Source organism: Metabacillus sp. YM-086 (genome assembly GCF_048059995.1).
In the GTDB taxonomy this organism is placed as follows: domain Bacteria; phylum Bacillota; class Bacilli; order Bacillales; family Bacillaceae; genus Metabacillus; species Metabacillus litoralis_B.
Window position 1 is genome coordinate 1 of sequence record NZ_JBLUOI010000097.1, and the last position, 14,742, is coordinate 14,742.

Genomic DNA, 14,742 nt, shown 5'->3' on the forward strand with positions numbered 1-14,742 from the left:
AAATTCAAATGGTGGTTCCTTAAATGTTTTAATTTGTCCATAGGACACGGCCGGAGTCGCTAATAAAAAAACAAAAGTTGCAAGTACTAGTTTTTTTAGCATCATGTCTTCCTCCAATTTAATTATTCATTTTTCCACCACTATAGTTTGTCTTAGATCTTGAAAATCATTCATTAAAATTTCACAAAATTATGATGATTAATAGATTATTTAAAACGTTTTATAACAAAAATGAAAAAGAGGCTGGCCTATAACACGGCCAACCTCAAAATGCGATGAATTTATTGACAATCATTCATATTTCTATGGTAATTGAACGTTTAAAGCTTTTAGCATTTCATAGACAGCAGCTTTAATGTCTTCTGACTGGTTTTCTCCTTCAAGAGCAGCATTAATTTGTTGCTTGAACTCTTGGACAACTTCTTTTACTTCTTGTTTATTCATCGTTCTTATTCCCACCATTCATATTTTGAGTAATTTTATCAAGTGGAATGTTTAGGCCTAATCCTTGTAACATTTCAAATACGGCACCTTGAATCTCTTGGCCACTTGCTCCTTGTTTTTTTAAATCAGCGATTTTAGATGATAAACTTCCAATAGCTTCATTCATTTTTTGATTATCCATGTTTCACCTCATGATTGATTTAAAATTGAGCGAATATTCGCACATAGCTTTTCAGGATTTTCATCTTGGAAAATATTTCGACCAATGGAAATTCCATTCGCACCAGCACTTACAGCATCGTCGATCATTGTCAATAAATCATCATTCGAACCTAATCTCTCTCCCCCTGCAATAAGAACAGGGATTTTCACACCAGAAACAACTTGCCTAAACGTTTCCGGTGAACCACTGTAATTTACTTTTACAATGTCTGCCCCGAGCTCTTCTGCTACACGGGCAGCATGACGTATACGTTCTGGATCAAATTCATGTACTTTTGAGCCGTCACGTACATACATCATCGCAAGCAATGGCAATCCCCATTTATCACATTCTTCAGCGATTAAACCAACATCCTTAATCTGTTCCGCCTCAAATTGCGACCCAAGATTCACATGAGTTGAAATCGCCGTAGCTCCTAAACGAATCGAGTGCTCTACTGAGGATACAAGCTCTTTTCGCATACTTTGAGATTCTGGAGCTAACGCTGTTGAAGCAGATAAATGAATAATTAGCTCACCTTTATTGGAGCCTAATGCATCTGTTAGATACCGAACAAGTCCTTTATGCACAACAACAGCATCCGCTCCTCCGTCAAATACGGCATTTACTGTTTGATTGATTTCCGTTAAACCAGTTACAGGACCTATTGTAATACCATGATCCATTGGAACAATTAGTAACTTATCGGAATGATGATATAATTTTTTCAGACGAATTTCTTTACCGGACATACAAATTCCTCCAATTTATTCTATCTTTCAATAATTGTTTCGCTAACTTTTACACCAACATGACGACCTGGTTCACAAATGTAAGACAATAATTCATCTCCAGGCTTAATTGTTGAAGCATTACGAGGCTTGCCGTCTGCACTCATAATACGGATGTGCCAGTCATCCTGTACAACAACATTCAATTCACGCTCTCCTACTTTCCCTTTGATTAACAGCATTGGACGAACTTCAGTTTTAATACGACCAACCGTTAATACGCGTGTTTCACCTTTTGTATTCACACAAAGAACTTTGTCTCCAGCTTTAAGATCACTTAAATACTCCGCTGCATCTTCAGGCTGCCATACATAAGAATGAACTGCACCTGCATTAACACGAAATGGTCTTAAGTTCATATATGGTAAATAATGTGTTTCAGAGCAAACAAATACTCCTCCACCTGAAGTGGAACCAATAATCATTCCTTCATCTTGTGTCATAATGCCTGTTGTATCAATACAAGCACGAACACCCATACCAGCATGCACAACATCCGTAACAACCATTGGGTGTAATTCTAAATTTGGCAAAGATTGTTTTGACATAAATGCAGTTAATCGTTTTACTTCATCAACATTTGTTGTCGCAAATAAAACACCGTCACTACCTTTTTCAAGTGTTCCATACGCAATTTCTGTATCAATTGCTGTGTTAACAGCACGTAATAATACAGTGTTACTTTCTTCTAATCTAGCAATAATTAGTTCAAGTGGAATGTTTGTTGGTAAGTCAAAATCTACTGCAGCATAGTCATATTCACTTGCTTCTCTCGAACAACGCTCTAGCATTTCACGATTATCAACAGAATAAAAAATACATGTTTGATGACCGCGTTTTTTCGCATCTGCTAAAACTACTTGACTATTAGAAAAAACGGTGTCTTCAGCAGGCACTTGCTCTAATTCTTCACTGCTGCTTACTTCTGTAATGAATGTCATTTTTTGTGGGAAATATCCTTCTTGACGCTGTTGAAGAGAAACTAGTACTTTATCAATTGGAGAATGATTAATTAACTCCCAAACATCCATATTTTCAACTGAGACTCCTCTACCGTCATACCATACTTGCCTAGCTTTTTGTTGCATATTAATTAGCTCCTTCCGATCTGCTCATTTTTAATAAATTTTCTGTTTCTTGAGTTGATAAAAAGTAATGTGGTTTTGCTACCATGCCAAAGGATAAATCATCAGATCTGTCATATAATGCTCCTCTATCTAAGAGGATAATAGAAAGGGCAACTCCGTATTTTTCTTTCAATCGTTCCACATAGTCGCCTAAGACCTGATCATCTTTTGTTTCTTTTTCAATAAAGATATAGAGATGAGAGTTGATTTTACCCGCTGACCAAAAACGCCTTGCTGGTAAGGGTGAGATCATTTTCTCTAATTCATGCATATCAAAAGACATACGATCAACCGTAATTAGATTTTCTTTTCTACCTCTAATAACAAAAGAACGATTTCTACCACAGGAACAAGGATGTTCTACTACTTGAACTAGATCTCCGGTTACATATCGGATCATCGGTGTTGCCCGTTTGCGAAGAGTAGTTAACACTAAATTTCCAATTTCACCATCTTTTACATCTGTTTTTAAATCATCTGCGAGAACTTCGACATGAAAATAATCTTCAAATACATGTAATCGTTGTGATGAGCAATCAACCATTGTTGTACCTACTTCGGTCATCCCATAATTATCAAATACAGGTACACCCCATATTTCCTCTATTAATTTTCTACGAAACGGTGTTAATGGTTCACCAGCAGTGCAAATAGCTCTTAATGAAGGGAAATCCCTTTTCGGATTTAATCCAAGCATTTCTGCTACCTCAGCAAGCATGATTGCTTGTAAAGAAATACATGCCAGTACCGTTACATTTAACCTTTTTACTAAATCAATGACTTTAGACATTGGTGTAATTGTTGTTCGACTATCAGCAGGTACAACACACCCGCCTTGCCTTTGTACGGCACGATGAACAAAATGTGAAATCGTTGAAAGTGCGTAAGGAAATCGGATTAGAACAATATCACTTTCGTTAAAAGAAGCACCACAGCTAGCGATACCGCTCGTAATTTCATCAAGATCTTTTTCGTTATACCATACTGATACAGGAGTACCTGTTGTTCCAGAAGACTCATGGTATTGTGACAGAGAACTCGAAGAAGTTGGCAAAAGACCAAAAGGTGATTGCTCTCTTAAATCAGATTTTGTTGTGAATGGTATATTTTTTATGTCTTCTAATGAATGTAGTGGTAGATTTTGAATTCGAGTAGAGTAAAATGGTGATGTTTTTGCATAGTTTAGTACTTCATTTAAAGCAGCAATCTTGTCTTGTGTGTTCATCTTAAACACACCCTTATTTCATCTGTAAAAGATGTTTAATGTTTTGGGATAGAATTTCTTCACGTTCACGATCTTTTATCTGTAGCTTCATAATTTTTTCAAGCTCTATTCCAGGATGTGATAACGGGTATTCTGATCCAAATATTACTTTTGATGATCCAATTTTCTTAACTGTTTCTTGGATGTGAAGAAAATTGCCTGTTGATGTTTCTAAATAAAAATTTGATAAATTTTTTGCCGCCTCTAACGCTTCCTGATCAGCAGGACCAAACCCCATATGTCCGATAATAAAATTCGTTTTAGGAAACTGTTTGGCAAGTTGAATAAACTTAGCTGTGGAAGCCCCTGGACTATAAACCACATGAGAATAAACCGGAAAACCATAATCACCACAAAGATCAGCTAAACTTGTAATACCTTTTGAGGCAAAGGAAAATTGGTGTGACAAAGGTGATAGCTTTAATCCTTTAAATCCTTGTTTTTTTCCTTTTTCCAGCTGTTTGTTAACATCCTTGTCGTGAGGATTAATGCAGATAAAACCTTGAATGTTTTGATTTGCTTTTATAGCCTTTTCTACATATTGATTGTCAGGAACAGGATTATCCGGCTTTGCTCGACCTGTAATATATTCAGTCATTTTACGAACATCAAGCATCGCACCAGGTACTGCCACCCCTTGGTCAATTCCTGCTTCTTTTATTACTTTTAAATACATCTCTGTGTTTCCATATTCTGTGTCAGACAAATGTGCATGTGCATCAATAATCAACTTTTTTCACCTCTATTCATAAACAACACGTACTGTCTTCCCTTGAGGTCTTGGTAGTTTATCAACAAACTCCAGTTTAAACGGAATTCCAGATGCAAACTCCAATTTACTTTCTAGTGAATCTGCAAGATGATTTGAAGCTTCAACACCTTCAGCAAGTTCACATCTTACGTGGATTGCTTCATTATCTCCTTCTTTTGCCAAAACAAATTCAAACCAGTTTCCAATTTCAGGCTCACGCATTAAGAACTCTTCTAAATAAAATGGTGAAAGTGATGTTCCGTTATATTTAATTTGATCAACAACTCTTCCTCGTAAATAGAACTTAGGCATCGTAACACCACAAGAACATGTTTCAGACTCAATATAGCCTATGTCTCCAGTTCGGAAGCGCAAAATTGGTGTATCATAACGAAGAGCACTTGTTACAACAATTTCACCAATCTCCCCTTCATCTAGTGGTTCACCTGTTTTTGGATCAACAATTTCAACGATTGCATGAGCTTGAGCTAGGTGATAGCCATCATGGCTGTCACATTCAATACCTAACACGCCACATTCAAGACTTCCATAAAAGAAGTTTGCTGTAGCTCCCCATAGCTCTTCAAGACGTTCACGGAATGCAGGAGAACAACCCTCTCCTGTGATCCATAATTTCTTTAATTGCAAGCTTTTTAACTCAAATTGTTGTTCTTCTGCTTCTTCTGCAAGCAACATTGCCCAAGAAGGCGTTGTAATGACAACATTTGGTTGTAAGTCTTTCATCATTTTTAACGTTTTCTTTGGTGTAGAATAAGCTCCACCTTTACCAGCAGGGATAACTGTTGCTTCACAACCCTCCATAAATGTTTTATGAAAAGCTAAACCTGCTGCGCTCATTTCGTACGGCAATGCATTTAAGCAAACATCTCCGGGATCTACTTCAAAAAGCTGTGGATAGCGTGGAGCAAGATCATGTAAATAATAATCATTCCACGTATACATCATATAAATCTCTTCTCCACCTGTTGTACCAGTCGAAACCTGAACAAGTGCAATGTCTTTTTTATCAACTGTTAATAGGATATACGGTTTTCCACGTAGTTCGTCTTTTGTTAAAAAAGGTAATTTGCTTAAATCACTTACTGATTTAATGTCCTTCGGCTTCATGTTTACTTCATCTAACTTTTGTTTGTAAAACTCATTTTTTTCATATGCATTTTTGACGATATGCTTTAACGATTCTAAATGATACGAGTCAATCTGTTGCTGTGACATTTGATCAGGATGAGTGGTACCATTGAAAAATCGCTTTATTGTTAAAGGCATTCTCACCTTTTTGATCTTTTTCTCAAATAATGAGCTCATTCTTCTTCACCTACCTGATGTGCAATTCGACGAGCATATTCTGAATGTGGATCCTCTTTCAGAAGAGTTTTCCAAGTTTTCTTTGCTTTGTCTATGAAACTAGTTTTTTTGTATAAATGCCCTAAATCATACAACAGTTTTACATACTGTTCTTTTGTAATTGGAGCATTTTCACGATTGTTTTCATATGCTGATTTAACCGATTTAAAATCTTTAGCTGCTTTATCGCTAGTATGGAAAAATCCTTCCGGCAGACACATATAAATGCAGCCTCGCAAGTATTTTAATTCGGGGTCATCAGATTTAATGCATGATTTTAATAGTTTTAAGCCTTTAATTGTTTCACCAAACATTTCTTGTGGATCATTTGCGAATTTGCCCATTAACGCAACAGATGCTGCGTAGTAGGTCTTAGCAATTTCACAATCTGGAAAAGCATCTTTTGCTTTTTCCCATGCTTCTAAGCTCTGTTTAGCCGCGACCTTACTACCTTTTGCTCCTAAATGATGCATTTCTTTTGCAGTTTCATATAGCTTTTCTTTTGTTACAGTAGAAAGAGTACGAAGATCAATTTCCTTATAAGAGTGAATGGATAGTTTCTCTTGTACACTATCTTTTATTTCTTTGGAAGGTCTGAGCTTTAATAGCTTATTCCATGTTTCATGTGCAGCTTCAAGCATATCTAACTTTTCATATGCAAAGCCTAAATCAAATAGCAGTTGATGATGTGTGTTTGCTCCTACTTCTTTAAGATAACTTTCAGCTTTTAATAATGTTTCGATATCACTTACAGCGATTGCAGCTCTTCTAAAGAAAAGTTCAGGTAATCGTAAGCAGTGTCTCGAACGAATCGCACGTAACTCATACAAGGATGGATGTTCATTAATTAAACTATCCATTGCCTTCATAGACTTAATAGCTGATCCGAACATTTCGTACGTGTTAATAGAATCCCGACCTTGCATCGACTGCAGGTCAATATGAATCATTTCCACCTCTGGGGAAGGATTGGTTAATACAAATACATCAAAGAAATTCATGGCTTCTTTTACATCATCAGCATCACCATATAAGGCCCTTTGATAATATTCCATTGCTTCATCAGTTAGCCCTTCATTAGATACTTCATAATTACTGTTCACTACTTTATCGTTATCATCAGCTTCATTGAAATGTCCACCATGTTTAAGTGCTTTTAATTTTCCTTGGTAATCTGTAGCTTTTTCTAGTTGGTTTGTTCGCTTATAAGCTTCAACTAAGTTCTTTAATACTTCGGTATACTCAGCTTCAGATAAAATGGAAGAATCCCCTTCAAACGCAGTAACCAAATATGAAAAGTCCTCAATTGCAGTTGACGTTCGTTGAAAATATAACTCTGGTAGACGATAGCATACATTTCCTCTTAAAAATCTTGCTAGAATTAGATCAGGAGATGTTTCAACAACTTCGTCTAGTTGTTTTAAACCTTCTAATGCATATTTCATTTTGTCTGTTACACTATTTGCATCTCTTGCTAGAAGAGTTGTCGCACTTCCATAGTAAGCTTTTATTTCCAAATTTTTAGGCTGTTTTTTAGCCAGCTCTTTTAGTGATGCATATGCTTTCTTTACAGCTAGTTTATTGCCCTTAATCCCTGCATCATGATCTTTAATTGCTTCTTCTAAAGGTGACTGAATTTGTGCAGGTCTCTTATTCGACAAAGCTTCTTCTGTTTTAATCTTTGAAGGAATATTAGAATTTGTTGGTTCTTTTACTTGGTGATTCATTGCTTTAGTAGTTGCTGCTTCCATATTATTTGATTTTGGCTGGGTATATTGTGCAACTTTTTTATTGATTACTTTTTTTGCTTTATTCATAAAGGGATTTGTTTTCATTAGAGATTCCAACAAATCTTCTCTTTTTCTAAAACTCAAATTTATTCACCCCCTGAATTCCTTGCCTGTTCCACAAGTTTTTTATATTTTCCGCTATTTATTTTTAGTAGTTTCTCCCAAGTATTCTCGGCATTCTCAGAATCACCGATTGTTTGATATGAACTACCTAGATTTAATAGAAACTCACAGTATTGGTCTTTCGAAATATCAGTTTTCTTTTTTTCATAATCACTAATTAAAAACTGAAAATCTTCAATAGCTGTTTTTGTTCGTTTAAAATACATTTCGGGCAATCGATAAGCAACGTTTGCTCGAAGCATTCTTATTTCTGTGTGATTTGGTTCTGCCTTCACTGCCTTATCGAGAGCTTTTAATCCTCTTTTTGCTAAGTTCATTTTTTCAATTAAATCAGGGTGATCTCTTGCTATTAGGGCAGATGAACTTCCAAAATATGCTTCTACAATACTATGATTCATTGCTTGAAGCTTTATTTTTTTCAAAATATCATAGGCTTTTTTTGCAGCCTGTTGATCCCCATCAATTGCCTTTTGATGAAGTTTTACTGCCTCTTCAAAGTCTTGTTTCCAATCACCTTTTTGATAAGTCAATCCTTCCACCTCCTTTTAACCAATACATGTTCGTAAATCTATCTCACTCAATCTTCTTGAGTACATTTACAACTTATGTGAACGATAAAGTATGGTGATAGACATTAATGGAAAAGAAGATATTTGATGATAGAGTCTACAATGTAAGCGATAACATTTTAATGATTCTTGATGATCTTATTGTTGTATAGACTATTAAACCTATTAAAGGAAGAATTTTAAAAATGTGCTTTATGAGCTTAAGTATTCTTATAAGAGGTGAGTTAAAGGAAAGATTAATACTATTTGAGCAAAGAACAAAATTCAATATCCCCAAAAATATAAATCATGTTAAACATAAAAAAACCATCAGATTTTGTCTGACAGTTAAAAAAGAAGGATAAAACTAATTTATTGAAGATGACTAGGAGGTGTTGGTCTGTGTTTACCTTTTGTTATTTCAGTAAATAAAGTGGTATCCTGTGTTGATGATTGATTTTGCTGCATATTAAGGTCTAATGGAATGAACCCCATTGATTGTTTTATTTGCTGAATTTCCTGTAAGATCATGTTTATATCTTCTTTTGTTGCTGGCTTTTTGTTCTCTTTTAGTTCAAAACCAATTTGCCCATTTGGTTCTAATGTTGCATATTTAATATCTTCCATCTTATTAACATTTGATTGTCTTAACTTCATTTCCAATAAGTCAACTGAAAGACGAAGCTTTTTTAATTGATCTTCTTGTAGTTTGCCATCTTTAATTAAGATTTTTGCTTTTCCTGAAATGAATTTCTCGAGTTTATCAGATTTAATTTGAGTAAATTCCACTAGGACAAGGGTTAGGACGAGAGTTAAACCAACTACTAATGTGGTCCACACATTTTTCCCAACTAAAGGTTGTACAAGTAAAGATCCAATCCCAATCATAATTACAACTTGAGCCAATGTCATTTGCGAGATTGACTTTCTTCCTGCTATCCTTAAGAGGATTGTCCCACCAATCACAATAATGACACTTTTCCAGATTAAATCCAAATCCATGGTTCATAAAACCACCTTTATAATTAGTTTGCATTATTTTTTGTTAATTCCCTTATTTTATGCCTTTTTAGGAAAGAAAGGATAGAAATGAATGACAAACAGATTCAAAATAATTGATACAATTCGCGGCCTTGCATTGTTTGGGATACTTCTCGTTAATATGAAGAGCTTTCATTCTTCAGAGTTCATTGATACGATGTTCGGTAAAACTTCTTATAAAGATGATTTTGATCAAGGACTTTATTACTTTTTGCAACTGTTTATTCAAATGAAATTTTACCCCATGTTTTCCTTTTTATTTGGATTGGGTTTTTATCTTTTTATGATTAAATCAACTCTTTCCAACTTTGTTTCAAGAACACTTTTTCTATTTTTGATCGGAATGATTCACCTTATCTTTATTTGGTATGGTGACATTTTACATGTTTACGCGATAACAAGTGTGTTTCTCATCTTCTTCCATAAGCTTTCGAGCAAAACGGTTGCAATATGGAGTATAAGCTTATTATTTGCTTATCATTTATTTCTTTTCATGACTATATTCGTTCCTGCTTCGACGATTCCAACAGCGAACCAAAGTCAAGTCGCATTAGAGTATATTCAAATGTATAAGGAAGCTCCTTATTTTGAGTGGGTGTTGTTTCGCTTTAACATTGAAGTATTGCCGGTACTTCAACAGCTACCAATTGTCATGATTCCTGTATTAGGATGGTTTTTATTAGGTTTGTTCGCAGGAAAAGAGAAGCTATATGAGCGAAACCATACAAATATAGTTCGTATGAAAAACTGGTGGAAAATTAGTTTATTTTTAGGCTTGATCACAGTATGTTTGAATGGACTAGCTTTACTCACAAAATTTGATGACAGTATTACCTATTTTCTTACTAGCTTGAGTGGTCTTTTTCTTGCTGTTTTTTATCTCACGACGAGCTATTTGTTTAGCAGTCGGACTTTTTTCAAGAAGATTCTTTCCCCCTTCCAATATGTTGGGAGAATGTCACTGACCAATTATTTAGCTCAATCCGTAATCGTCATTTTCTTTTTTCGTTTTTTTCAGTTGTATAACACCCTAACTCTTACTGAAGGGTTGCTAATTAGTGTAGCTATCTTTTTTATACAGCTTGGCTTTAGTTATTTATGGTTATTATATTTCCACTATGGTCCAGTAGAATGGATTTGGCGCAGCTTTACTTATCAAAAAATAAGTCCTTTTTTCATAAACAAAGAATTACACACGTTTAAGATCCAAAAATAAATTCCAAATTGTATAACAGCGAATAAAACAGGTAAAAATAAAATGTTGATAATTTTTTAGGAGGTTATACGAATGGATATGAATCGAGTAAAACAAATTTTATCTTCATCTGCTGATATTAAAGTCATGTATAATGGTAGTTCTGTTTGGATTGATGAGTTGCATGAAGAGCAAGGAATGGTTACTTGTCATTTAAGAGGGCCACTTGAAGAACGTTCACAGGTAAGTGTTGCAGAGCTAAAAGAAGTAGAGTAATAAGTGTGTCCAAAGGATAGTAAAATATGCTAATCAAACATGATATAAAGTAATGACATAGGAATTTGTTAACATTTATACATATTGTTAGAAAAAATGTGTATAATGTACTTAGTACTAAATCTCCTTACTAAAGGATGTGTTGATATGAGATTTCAACAACAAGTTGAAAAACCACCAGAGGTAAGCTTAAAAATTTGGACTTGTGGATCAGAAGATTGTAACGGTTGGATGCGTGATAATTTTAAATCAAACGAAGAGCCTGATTGTCCTCTTTGTGGACACGCAATGATTGAAGGAGAACGCACATTACCTGTTCTAGAGAATTTTTCCGCTGTGAGCCACAAAAAGGAATAATTTCATACACAACAGTAATACTGTTCAAAATAAAATTCCATGTTTTTACATGGAATTTTATTTTATTTCAGGACGAATTATGCAATATGTAGTATATTGTCTGTTAAGAAGGTTTGCCGCAGAGTATTGCGAGGAAACAATGAAGGTAACCTGAGGTGTAAAATGTCTTGGATTGATGAACAACTTATGAAGCATATTTTTGTGTACAGTAAAGATCCATTCGATCCCGTTGTTGTAAAAAACATACCGAACGGATGGAAACTAATTGGTAGAGGTAATTTTGCAGCTGTATTTACTCATCCTTCTTTAGACGGAAAAGTAGTAAAGGTTTATGCTGAAAACCGTGAAGGAATTACAGAAGAAATCATGGTTTATCAAAAACTTGGAAAACACAATGCATATTCAGGATTATATGAGTATGGTGAAAGATATCTTGTTCTTAAAAATTTAGTAGGAATTACGCTTTACCAAGCTCTTAGAATGGGAACATTTATACCAAAAACTGTAATTAAGGATGTAGACAGTGCCTTACAATTTGCTAAATCAAAAGGACTAAATCCTACTGATATACATGGAAAGAATATTACAATGAAGGACGGTAAAGGGTATATAGTTGATGTTTCTGACTTTCTAAAAACCTATTCCTGCCCTAAGTGGAAGCACTTTAAAAAGGGTTACTATTTAATCTATCTACCATTATTTAAAAACATTCGTATCCCTTTCCCTTATTGGCTACTAGAAAGAATTCGCAAAAGCTATCAATTTTACTTACTAGTAACTGGCTTTAGAAGAAAACAAGAATTATATAGCAATAAAAATAGAATGAACTATATATAAATCGCTAGGGCTAATTATAATCATCACAAGAAAGGCACGCTGCTAATGGTGCGTGCCCTTTTGTTATTCTTCTCCCTTTGCTTTTTTATTTGTTGCAATAACAGCCTGTTGGACAAGTTGAGTAAACTGACCATGTTGTAACACCTTGATCCCTTCTGCTGTCGCACCTCCGGGTGTTGTTACTTGTTCCATTAGTTCCCGCGCAGAAAGATTTCCTTTAAGCATCTCTGCCGATCCTATTACCATTTCGTTCACTAATTTCTCAGCTACTTCAGATGATACCCCCATCTTTTCTGTAAACTCTATTAGTGTTTCAACGAAGAGATAAACAAAAGCTGGTGCACTCCCTGTAACGGCAGTTAAGTCATGAATTTGTTGTTCCGTGCAATATTGTGATGCCCCAATCGCATTTACTAGCATTTCCATTTGTTTCTTATGTTTATCTGTGACAAACTTTCCATATGTATAAAGTGATATGGAATGACCGATAGTAGCCGCCGTATTTGGCATAATCCATCCAACAGGAGTGTTAGGTGGAAGGTTAGCCTCTAAATAGGCAGGTCCAATTCCTGCTGCTACTGTTACAATTAACTGGTTAGTTATGTAAGGACTTATTCTCTTAAGAATATCTTTATGTTCACCGGGTGGCATCGCCAAAACAATAACATCTACTCTTTTAATAAACATTTCAATATCATGTATTGCATTAGCTTTATACTTTTTAGCTAATTCAGTAAGTCTCTCTGGATTTGATCTGTTCGAAACATATATATAATTTATTTGTTCATCGCTTTTTTGGTATAGCCCAGATATGATTGCCTCTGCCATTCTGCCTGCACCAATAAATAAAATCGAATTTTTCATCCTTTACCTCTTTCTTCTCATATTTTATTTCCTATTACGATATGTTATTTTGAAAAATTCTTCAAGTTAAACTGTTAAGTCTAAAAGGCCACAACAATAGTATATTGATACTTATTTGACTTTTTTACATAATAAAAGGAGACGCCTATAAAGACGTCTCCTGCGTATTGAGGCGAAAAACTGCACGCCACATCGTGCATTTAGCCTTCCGGCATGTTTTTCGACTTACACAATTCAGCTCATCGCTAGATAAATATAACATAATGCTAGCAATAAGGAAAGAGGAAAATTTAAGAAGAAGATATACCCGAAATTTTCTTTATTTAATCACAATAAAAGAAAGTTAGTCCAATACTACCAAATTAACTAGTAACACGCATTTTATGTTTAATTCATCTTATTTTGTGTAATAGACTACTATAACATTTAAAGGAGGAAGTTAGGATATGAAACCTTATATTGAAGAATTCCAAAATGAAGACAAGCTGGAGCAAGCTGTTAATAATCTTAAAAATAAAGGTGTACAGGCTAATGACCTTTATGTGTTAACACATGATGACGAACGAACAGAAAGAATTTCTGATAAAGCAGAAACAAACGTGATTGGTATTGAGGAAACAGGTTTAAATCATGCTGTTGAAAACTTTTTCAGTAAAAAAGGTGACGAACTCCGAAATCAATTATACGAAATAGGGTTTTCAGAAGATGAAGCACAAACATATGAAGAAAAACTTGATAAAGGAAAAGCTTTATTAATTGTAACAAATGCAGAACAATATCATTTAGTATAAAGTAAATGATGGGAAGCTCTAGTTTATTAGAGCTCCCCTTTCCCCTTAAATTACCCTCATTACTTTCAAGCCTTCCTCACATACCGATTATCTCTAAATTTTTTATACAAATTAGACAAGTTCTCCTTTCTAAAGTCATATAGATAAATTGAGACATGCTTAGGGGGGATATGATGCGGTTTATTTTTATAAGAAAGAGCTGGTTGTTTTTTCTTTTTGTCGCAATTGTCATGGGTAGCTTGTATTACTTCTCAAATGATGTTGTGCCAACATTTCAAAATAGCGCTGAAAAAGATACGAACATTGTTATAAATATGGTAACCGGAGAATTTACGACAACAACATCAGATGGTAAGAAAATTGAAGCTTATCGCTGGGATCCAGGTACAATTGTTATTCCACGAGATAAAGATATTACACTAAGTATTATTGGTGTGAACGGTGAGGAGCATCCTTTTTATATAGAAGGTACTGATATTAAAGGTACTGTTAAAAAAGGAGAAGAGACAGTTATTCCACTTCATTTCAAGGAAGAAGGAACTTATCGTCTTATTTGTGATACGCACTCTCATGATGGTCAACAAGTCCCAATGATTGCATACATTGTTGTTGATTAAACACTTTATCAATTCTTAGTTAAAAACAGGTAATAATACCTAGTTTATTTAGTGTACAAGCGGGTATTTAACAGATATCAAAGAAGAAAGGCAAGGGTGAGTAGTTTTGAAGATTGTCATCTATAAAGAGGAATTATATGAAATATTTTATACATACACCAGTGGATACATAGAGCTTAAAAAACTCGAATCTGAGATTGATGATATCATACTAGTCCACCATTCCGAGGTATCACCGCTTGAATCTAGTGCATAAACTGAATTTTTTCAAGTTAATCATAAAGTAGAGTAAGAAACTGATTTCGAGGGGATAGCTTACGCTATCTCTTTTACTTTCAGTTCCTCCTCATCAAACCGTA

General features: G+C 34.7%; 18 protein-coding genes. 7 read left to right on the forward strand and 11 right to left on the reverse strand.

What is annotated here, in order from left to right; all coding sequences use genetic code 11:
- Nucleotides 1–303: 303 nt before the first annotated feature.
- From ACEWK1_RS24580 to ACEWK1_RS24625, 10 genes are all read right to left on the reverse strand, one after another.
- A complete protein-coding gene (locus ACEWK1_RS24580; RefSeq protein ID WP_162987391.1) occupies nt 304–444 on the reverse strand; it encodes a hypothetical protein in 141 nt (46 codons plus the stop codon).
- On the reverse strand, nt 437–625 hold the full coding sequence (locus tag ACEWK1_RS24585) for a hypothetical protein (RefSeq protein ID WP_121662428.1): 189 nt from the start codon (nt 623–625) through the stop codon (nt 437–439). The genes ACEWK1_RS24580 and ACEWK1_RS24585 overlap by 8 nt, the downstream gene beginning before the upstream one ends.
- Before the next feature lie 8 nt (nt 626–633).
- Nucleotides 634–1,398, reverse strand: a complete 765-nt coding sequence (locus ACEWK1_RS24590; protein WP_121662429.1) for a 2-amino-3,7-dideoxy-D-threo-hept-6-ulosonate synthase — start codon at nt 1,396–1,398, stop codon at nt 634–636.
- 20 nt (nt 1,399–1,418) lie between these two features.
- Nucleotides 1,419–2,525 carry a 3-dehydroquinate synthase II gene (locus ACEWK1_RS24595; RefSeq protein WP_212134155.1) on the reverse strand — a complete coding sequence of 369 codons (1,107 nt, stop codon included), beginning with the start codon at nt 2,523–2,525 and terminating at the stop codon, nt 1,419–1,421.
- Between the two features lies 1 nt (nt 2,526).
- Nucleotides 2,527–3,789, reverse strand: coding sequence for a phenylacetate--CoA ligase family protein (locus tag ACEWK1_RS24600; protein WP_121662431.1), 1,263 nt, complete (start codon nt 3,787–3,789; stop codon nt 2,527–2,529).
- Between the two features lie 13 nt (nt 3,790–3,802).
- A complete protein-coding gene (locus tag ACEWK1_RS24605; RefSeq protein ID WP_121662432.1) occupies nt 3,803–4,558 on the reverse strand; it encodes an amidohydrolase family protein in 756 nt (251 codons plus the stop codon).
- 12 nt (nt 4,559–4,570) lie between these two features.
- Nucleotides 4,571–5,905: a phenylacetate--CoA ligase family protein gene (locus ACEWK1_RS24610; RefSeq protein ID WP_121662433.1), complete on the reverse strand. Its 1,335-nt coding sequence runs from the start codon at nt 5,903–5,905 to the stop codon at nt 4,571–4,573.
- The gene (locus ACEWK1_RS24615; protein ID WP_212134156.1) at nt 5,902–7,818 is read right to left on the reverse strand and encodes a hypothetical protein; all 1,917 of its coding nucleotides are present in this window, start codon (nt 7,816–7,818) and stop codon (nt 5,902–5,904) included. The genes ACEWK1_RS24610 and ACEWK1_RS24615 overlap by 4 nt, the downstream gene beginning before the upstream one ends.
- 2 nt (nt 7,819–7,820) lie before the next feature.
- Nucleotides 7,821–8,387 carry a tetratricopeptide repeat protein gene (locus tag ACEWK1_RS24620; protein ID WP_212134157.1) on the reverse strand — a complete coding sequence of 189 codons (567 nt, stop codon included), beginning with the start codon at nt 8,385–8,387 and terminating at the stop codon, nt 7,821–7,823.
- A gap of 390 nt (nt 8,388–8,777) precedes the next feature.
- Nucleotides 8,778–9,407, reverse strand: coding sequence for a DUF421 domain-containing protein (locus ACEWK1_RS24625; protein WP_121662436.1), 630 nt, complete (start codon nt 9,405–9,407; stop codon nt 8,778–8,780).
- A gap of 91 nt (nt 9,408–9,498) precedes the next feature.
- On the opposite strand from ACEWK1_RS24625, the gene ACEWK1_RS24630 reads away from it, so the two are divergent.
- The 4 genes from ACEWK1_RS24630 (at nt 9,499) to ACEWK1_RS24645 (ending at nt 12,111) form a co-directional block, all read left to right on the forward strand.
- Nucleotides 9,499–10,662, forward strand: a complete 1,164-nt coding sequence (locus ACEWK1_RS24630; RefSeq protein ID WP_212134158.1) for a DUF418 domain-containing protein — start codon at nt 9,499–9,501, stop codon at nt 10,660–10,662.
- A 72-nt stretch (nt 10,663–10,734) separates the two neighbouring features.
- The gene (locus tag ACEWK1_RS24635) at nt 10,735–10,917 is read left to right on the forward strand and encodes an H-type small acid-soluble spore protein (protein ID WP_098799307.1); all 183 of its coding nucleotides are present in this window, start codon (nt 10,735–10,737) and stop codon (nt 10,915–10,917) included.
- A 147-nt stretch (nt 10,918–11,064) separates the two neighbouring features.
- Nucleotides 11,065–11,274 (forward strand): cold-inducible protein YdjO-related protein, encoded by a 210-nt coding sequence (locus ACEWK1_RS24640; protein WP_098799306.1) that lies wholly within the window; start codon nt 11,065–11,067, stop codon nt 11,272–11,274.
- 162 nt (nt 11,275–11,436) lie between these two features.
- Nucleotides 11,437–12,111: a serine/threonine protein kinase gene (locus ACEWK1_RS24645; protein ID WP_212134159.1), complete on the forward strand. Its 675-nt coding sequence runs from the start codon at nt 11,437–11,439 to the stop codon at nt 12,109–12,111.
- A 63-nt stretch (nt 12,112–12,174) separates the two neighbouring features.
- On the opposite strand, the gene proC is transcribed toward ACEWK1_RS24645, so the two are convergent.
- Nucleotides 12,175–12,975 (reverse strand): pyrroline-5-carboxylate reductase, encoded by an 801-nt coding sequence (gene proC, locus ACEWK1_RS24650; protein ID WP_212134161.1) that lies wholly within the window; start codon nt 12,973–12,975, stop codon nt 12,175–12,177.
- A gap of 446 nt (nt 12,976–13,421) precedes the next feature.
- On the opposite strand from proC, the gene ACEWK1_RS24655 reads away from it, so the two are divergent.
- The 3 genes from ACEWK1_RS24655 (at nt 13,422) to ACEWK1_RS24665 (ending at nt 14,639) form a co-directional block, all read left to right on the forward strand.
- On the forward strand, nt 13,422–13,766 hold the full coding sequence (locus ACEWK1_RS24655) for a general stress protein (protein WP_212134163.1): 345 nt from the start codon (nt 13,422–13,424) through the stop codon (nt 13,764–13,766).
- A 173-nt stretch (nt 13,767–13,939) separates the two neighbouring features.
- On the forward strand, nt 13,940–14,383 hold the full coding sequence (locus ACEWK1_RS24660) for a cupredoxin domain-containing protein (protein WP_121662441.1): 444 nt from the start codon (nt 13,940–13,942) through the stop codon (nt 14,381–14,383).
- Nucleotides 14,384–14,489: 106 nt separating this feature from the next.
- On the forward strand, nt 14,490–14,639 hold the full coding sequence (locus tag ACEWK1_RS24665; protein WP_162987392.1) for a hypothetical protein: 150 nt from the start codon (nt 14,490–14,492) through the stop codon (nt 14,637–14,639).
- Nucleotides 14,640–14,742 lie beyond the last annotated feature (103 nt).

Bases quoted from the DNA above. Each gene is read 5' to 3' on its own strand.
- ACEWK1_RS24590 (WP_121662429.1), bottom strand. From the start codon at position 1,398: ATGTCCGGTAAAGAAATTCGTCTGAAAAAATTATATCATCATTCCGAT.
- ACEWK1_RS24595 (WP_212134155.1), bottom strand. From the start codon at position 2,525: ATGCAACAAAAAGCTAGGCAAGTATGGTATGACGGTAGAGGAGTCTCA.
- proC (WP_212134161.1), bottom strand. From the start codon at position 12,975: ATGAAAAATTCGATTTTATTTATTGGTGCAGGCAGAATGGCAGAGGCA.
- ACEWK1_RS24580 (WP_162987391.1), bottom strand. From the start codon at position 444: ATGAATAAACAAGAAGTAAAAGAAGTTGTCCAAGAGTTCAAGCAACAA.
- ACEWK1_RS24660 (WP_121662441.1), top strand. From the start codon at position 13,940: ATGCGGTTTATTTTTATAAGAAAGAGCTGGTTGTTTTTTCTTTTTGTC.
- ACEWK1_RS24585 (WP_121662428.1), bottom strand. From the start codon at position 625: ATGGATAATCAAAAAATGAATGAAGCTATTGGAAGTTTATCATCTAAA.
- ACEWK1_RS24645 (WP_212134159.1), top strand. From the start codon at position 11,437: ATGTCTTGGATTGATGAACAACTTATGAAGCATATTTTTGTGTACAGT.
- ACEWK1_RS24625 (WP_121662436.1), bottom strand. From the start codon at position 9,407: ATGGATTTGGATTTAATCTGGAAAAGTGTCATTATTGTGATTGGTGGG.
- ACEWK1_RS24630 (WP_212134158.1), top strand. From the start codon at position 9,499: ATGACAAACAGATTCAAAATAATTGATACAATTCGCGGCCTTGCATTG.
- ACEWK1_RS24635 (WP_098799307.1), top strand. From the start codon at position 10,735: ATGGATATGAATCGAGTAAAACAAATTTTATCTTCATCTGCTGATATT.
- ACEWK1_RS24640 (WP_098799306.1), top strand. From the start codon at position 11,065: ATGAGATTTCAACAACAAGTTGAAAAACCACCAGAGGTAAGCTTAAAA.
- ACEWK1_RS24610 (WP_121662433.1), bottom strand. From the start codon at position 5,905: ATGAGCTCATTATTTGAGAAAAAGATCAAAAAGGTGAGAATGCCTTTA.
- ACEWK1_RS24655 (WP_212134163.1), top strand. From the start codon at position 13,422: ATGAAACCTTATATTGAAGAATTCCAAAATGAAGACAAGCTGGAGCAA.
- ACEWK1_RS24600 (WP_121662431.1), bottom strand. From the start codon at position 3,789: ATGAACACACAAGACAAGATTGCTGCTTTAAATGAAGTACTAAACTAT.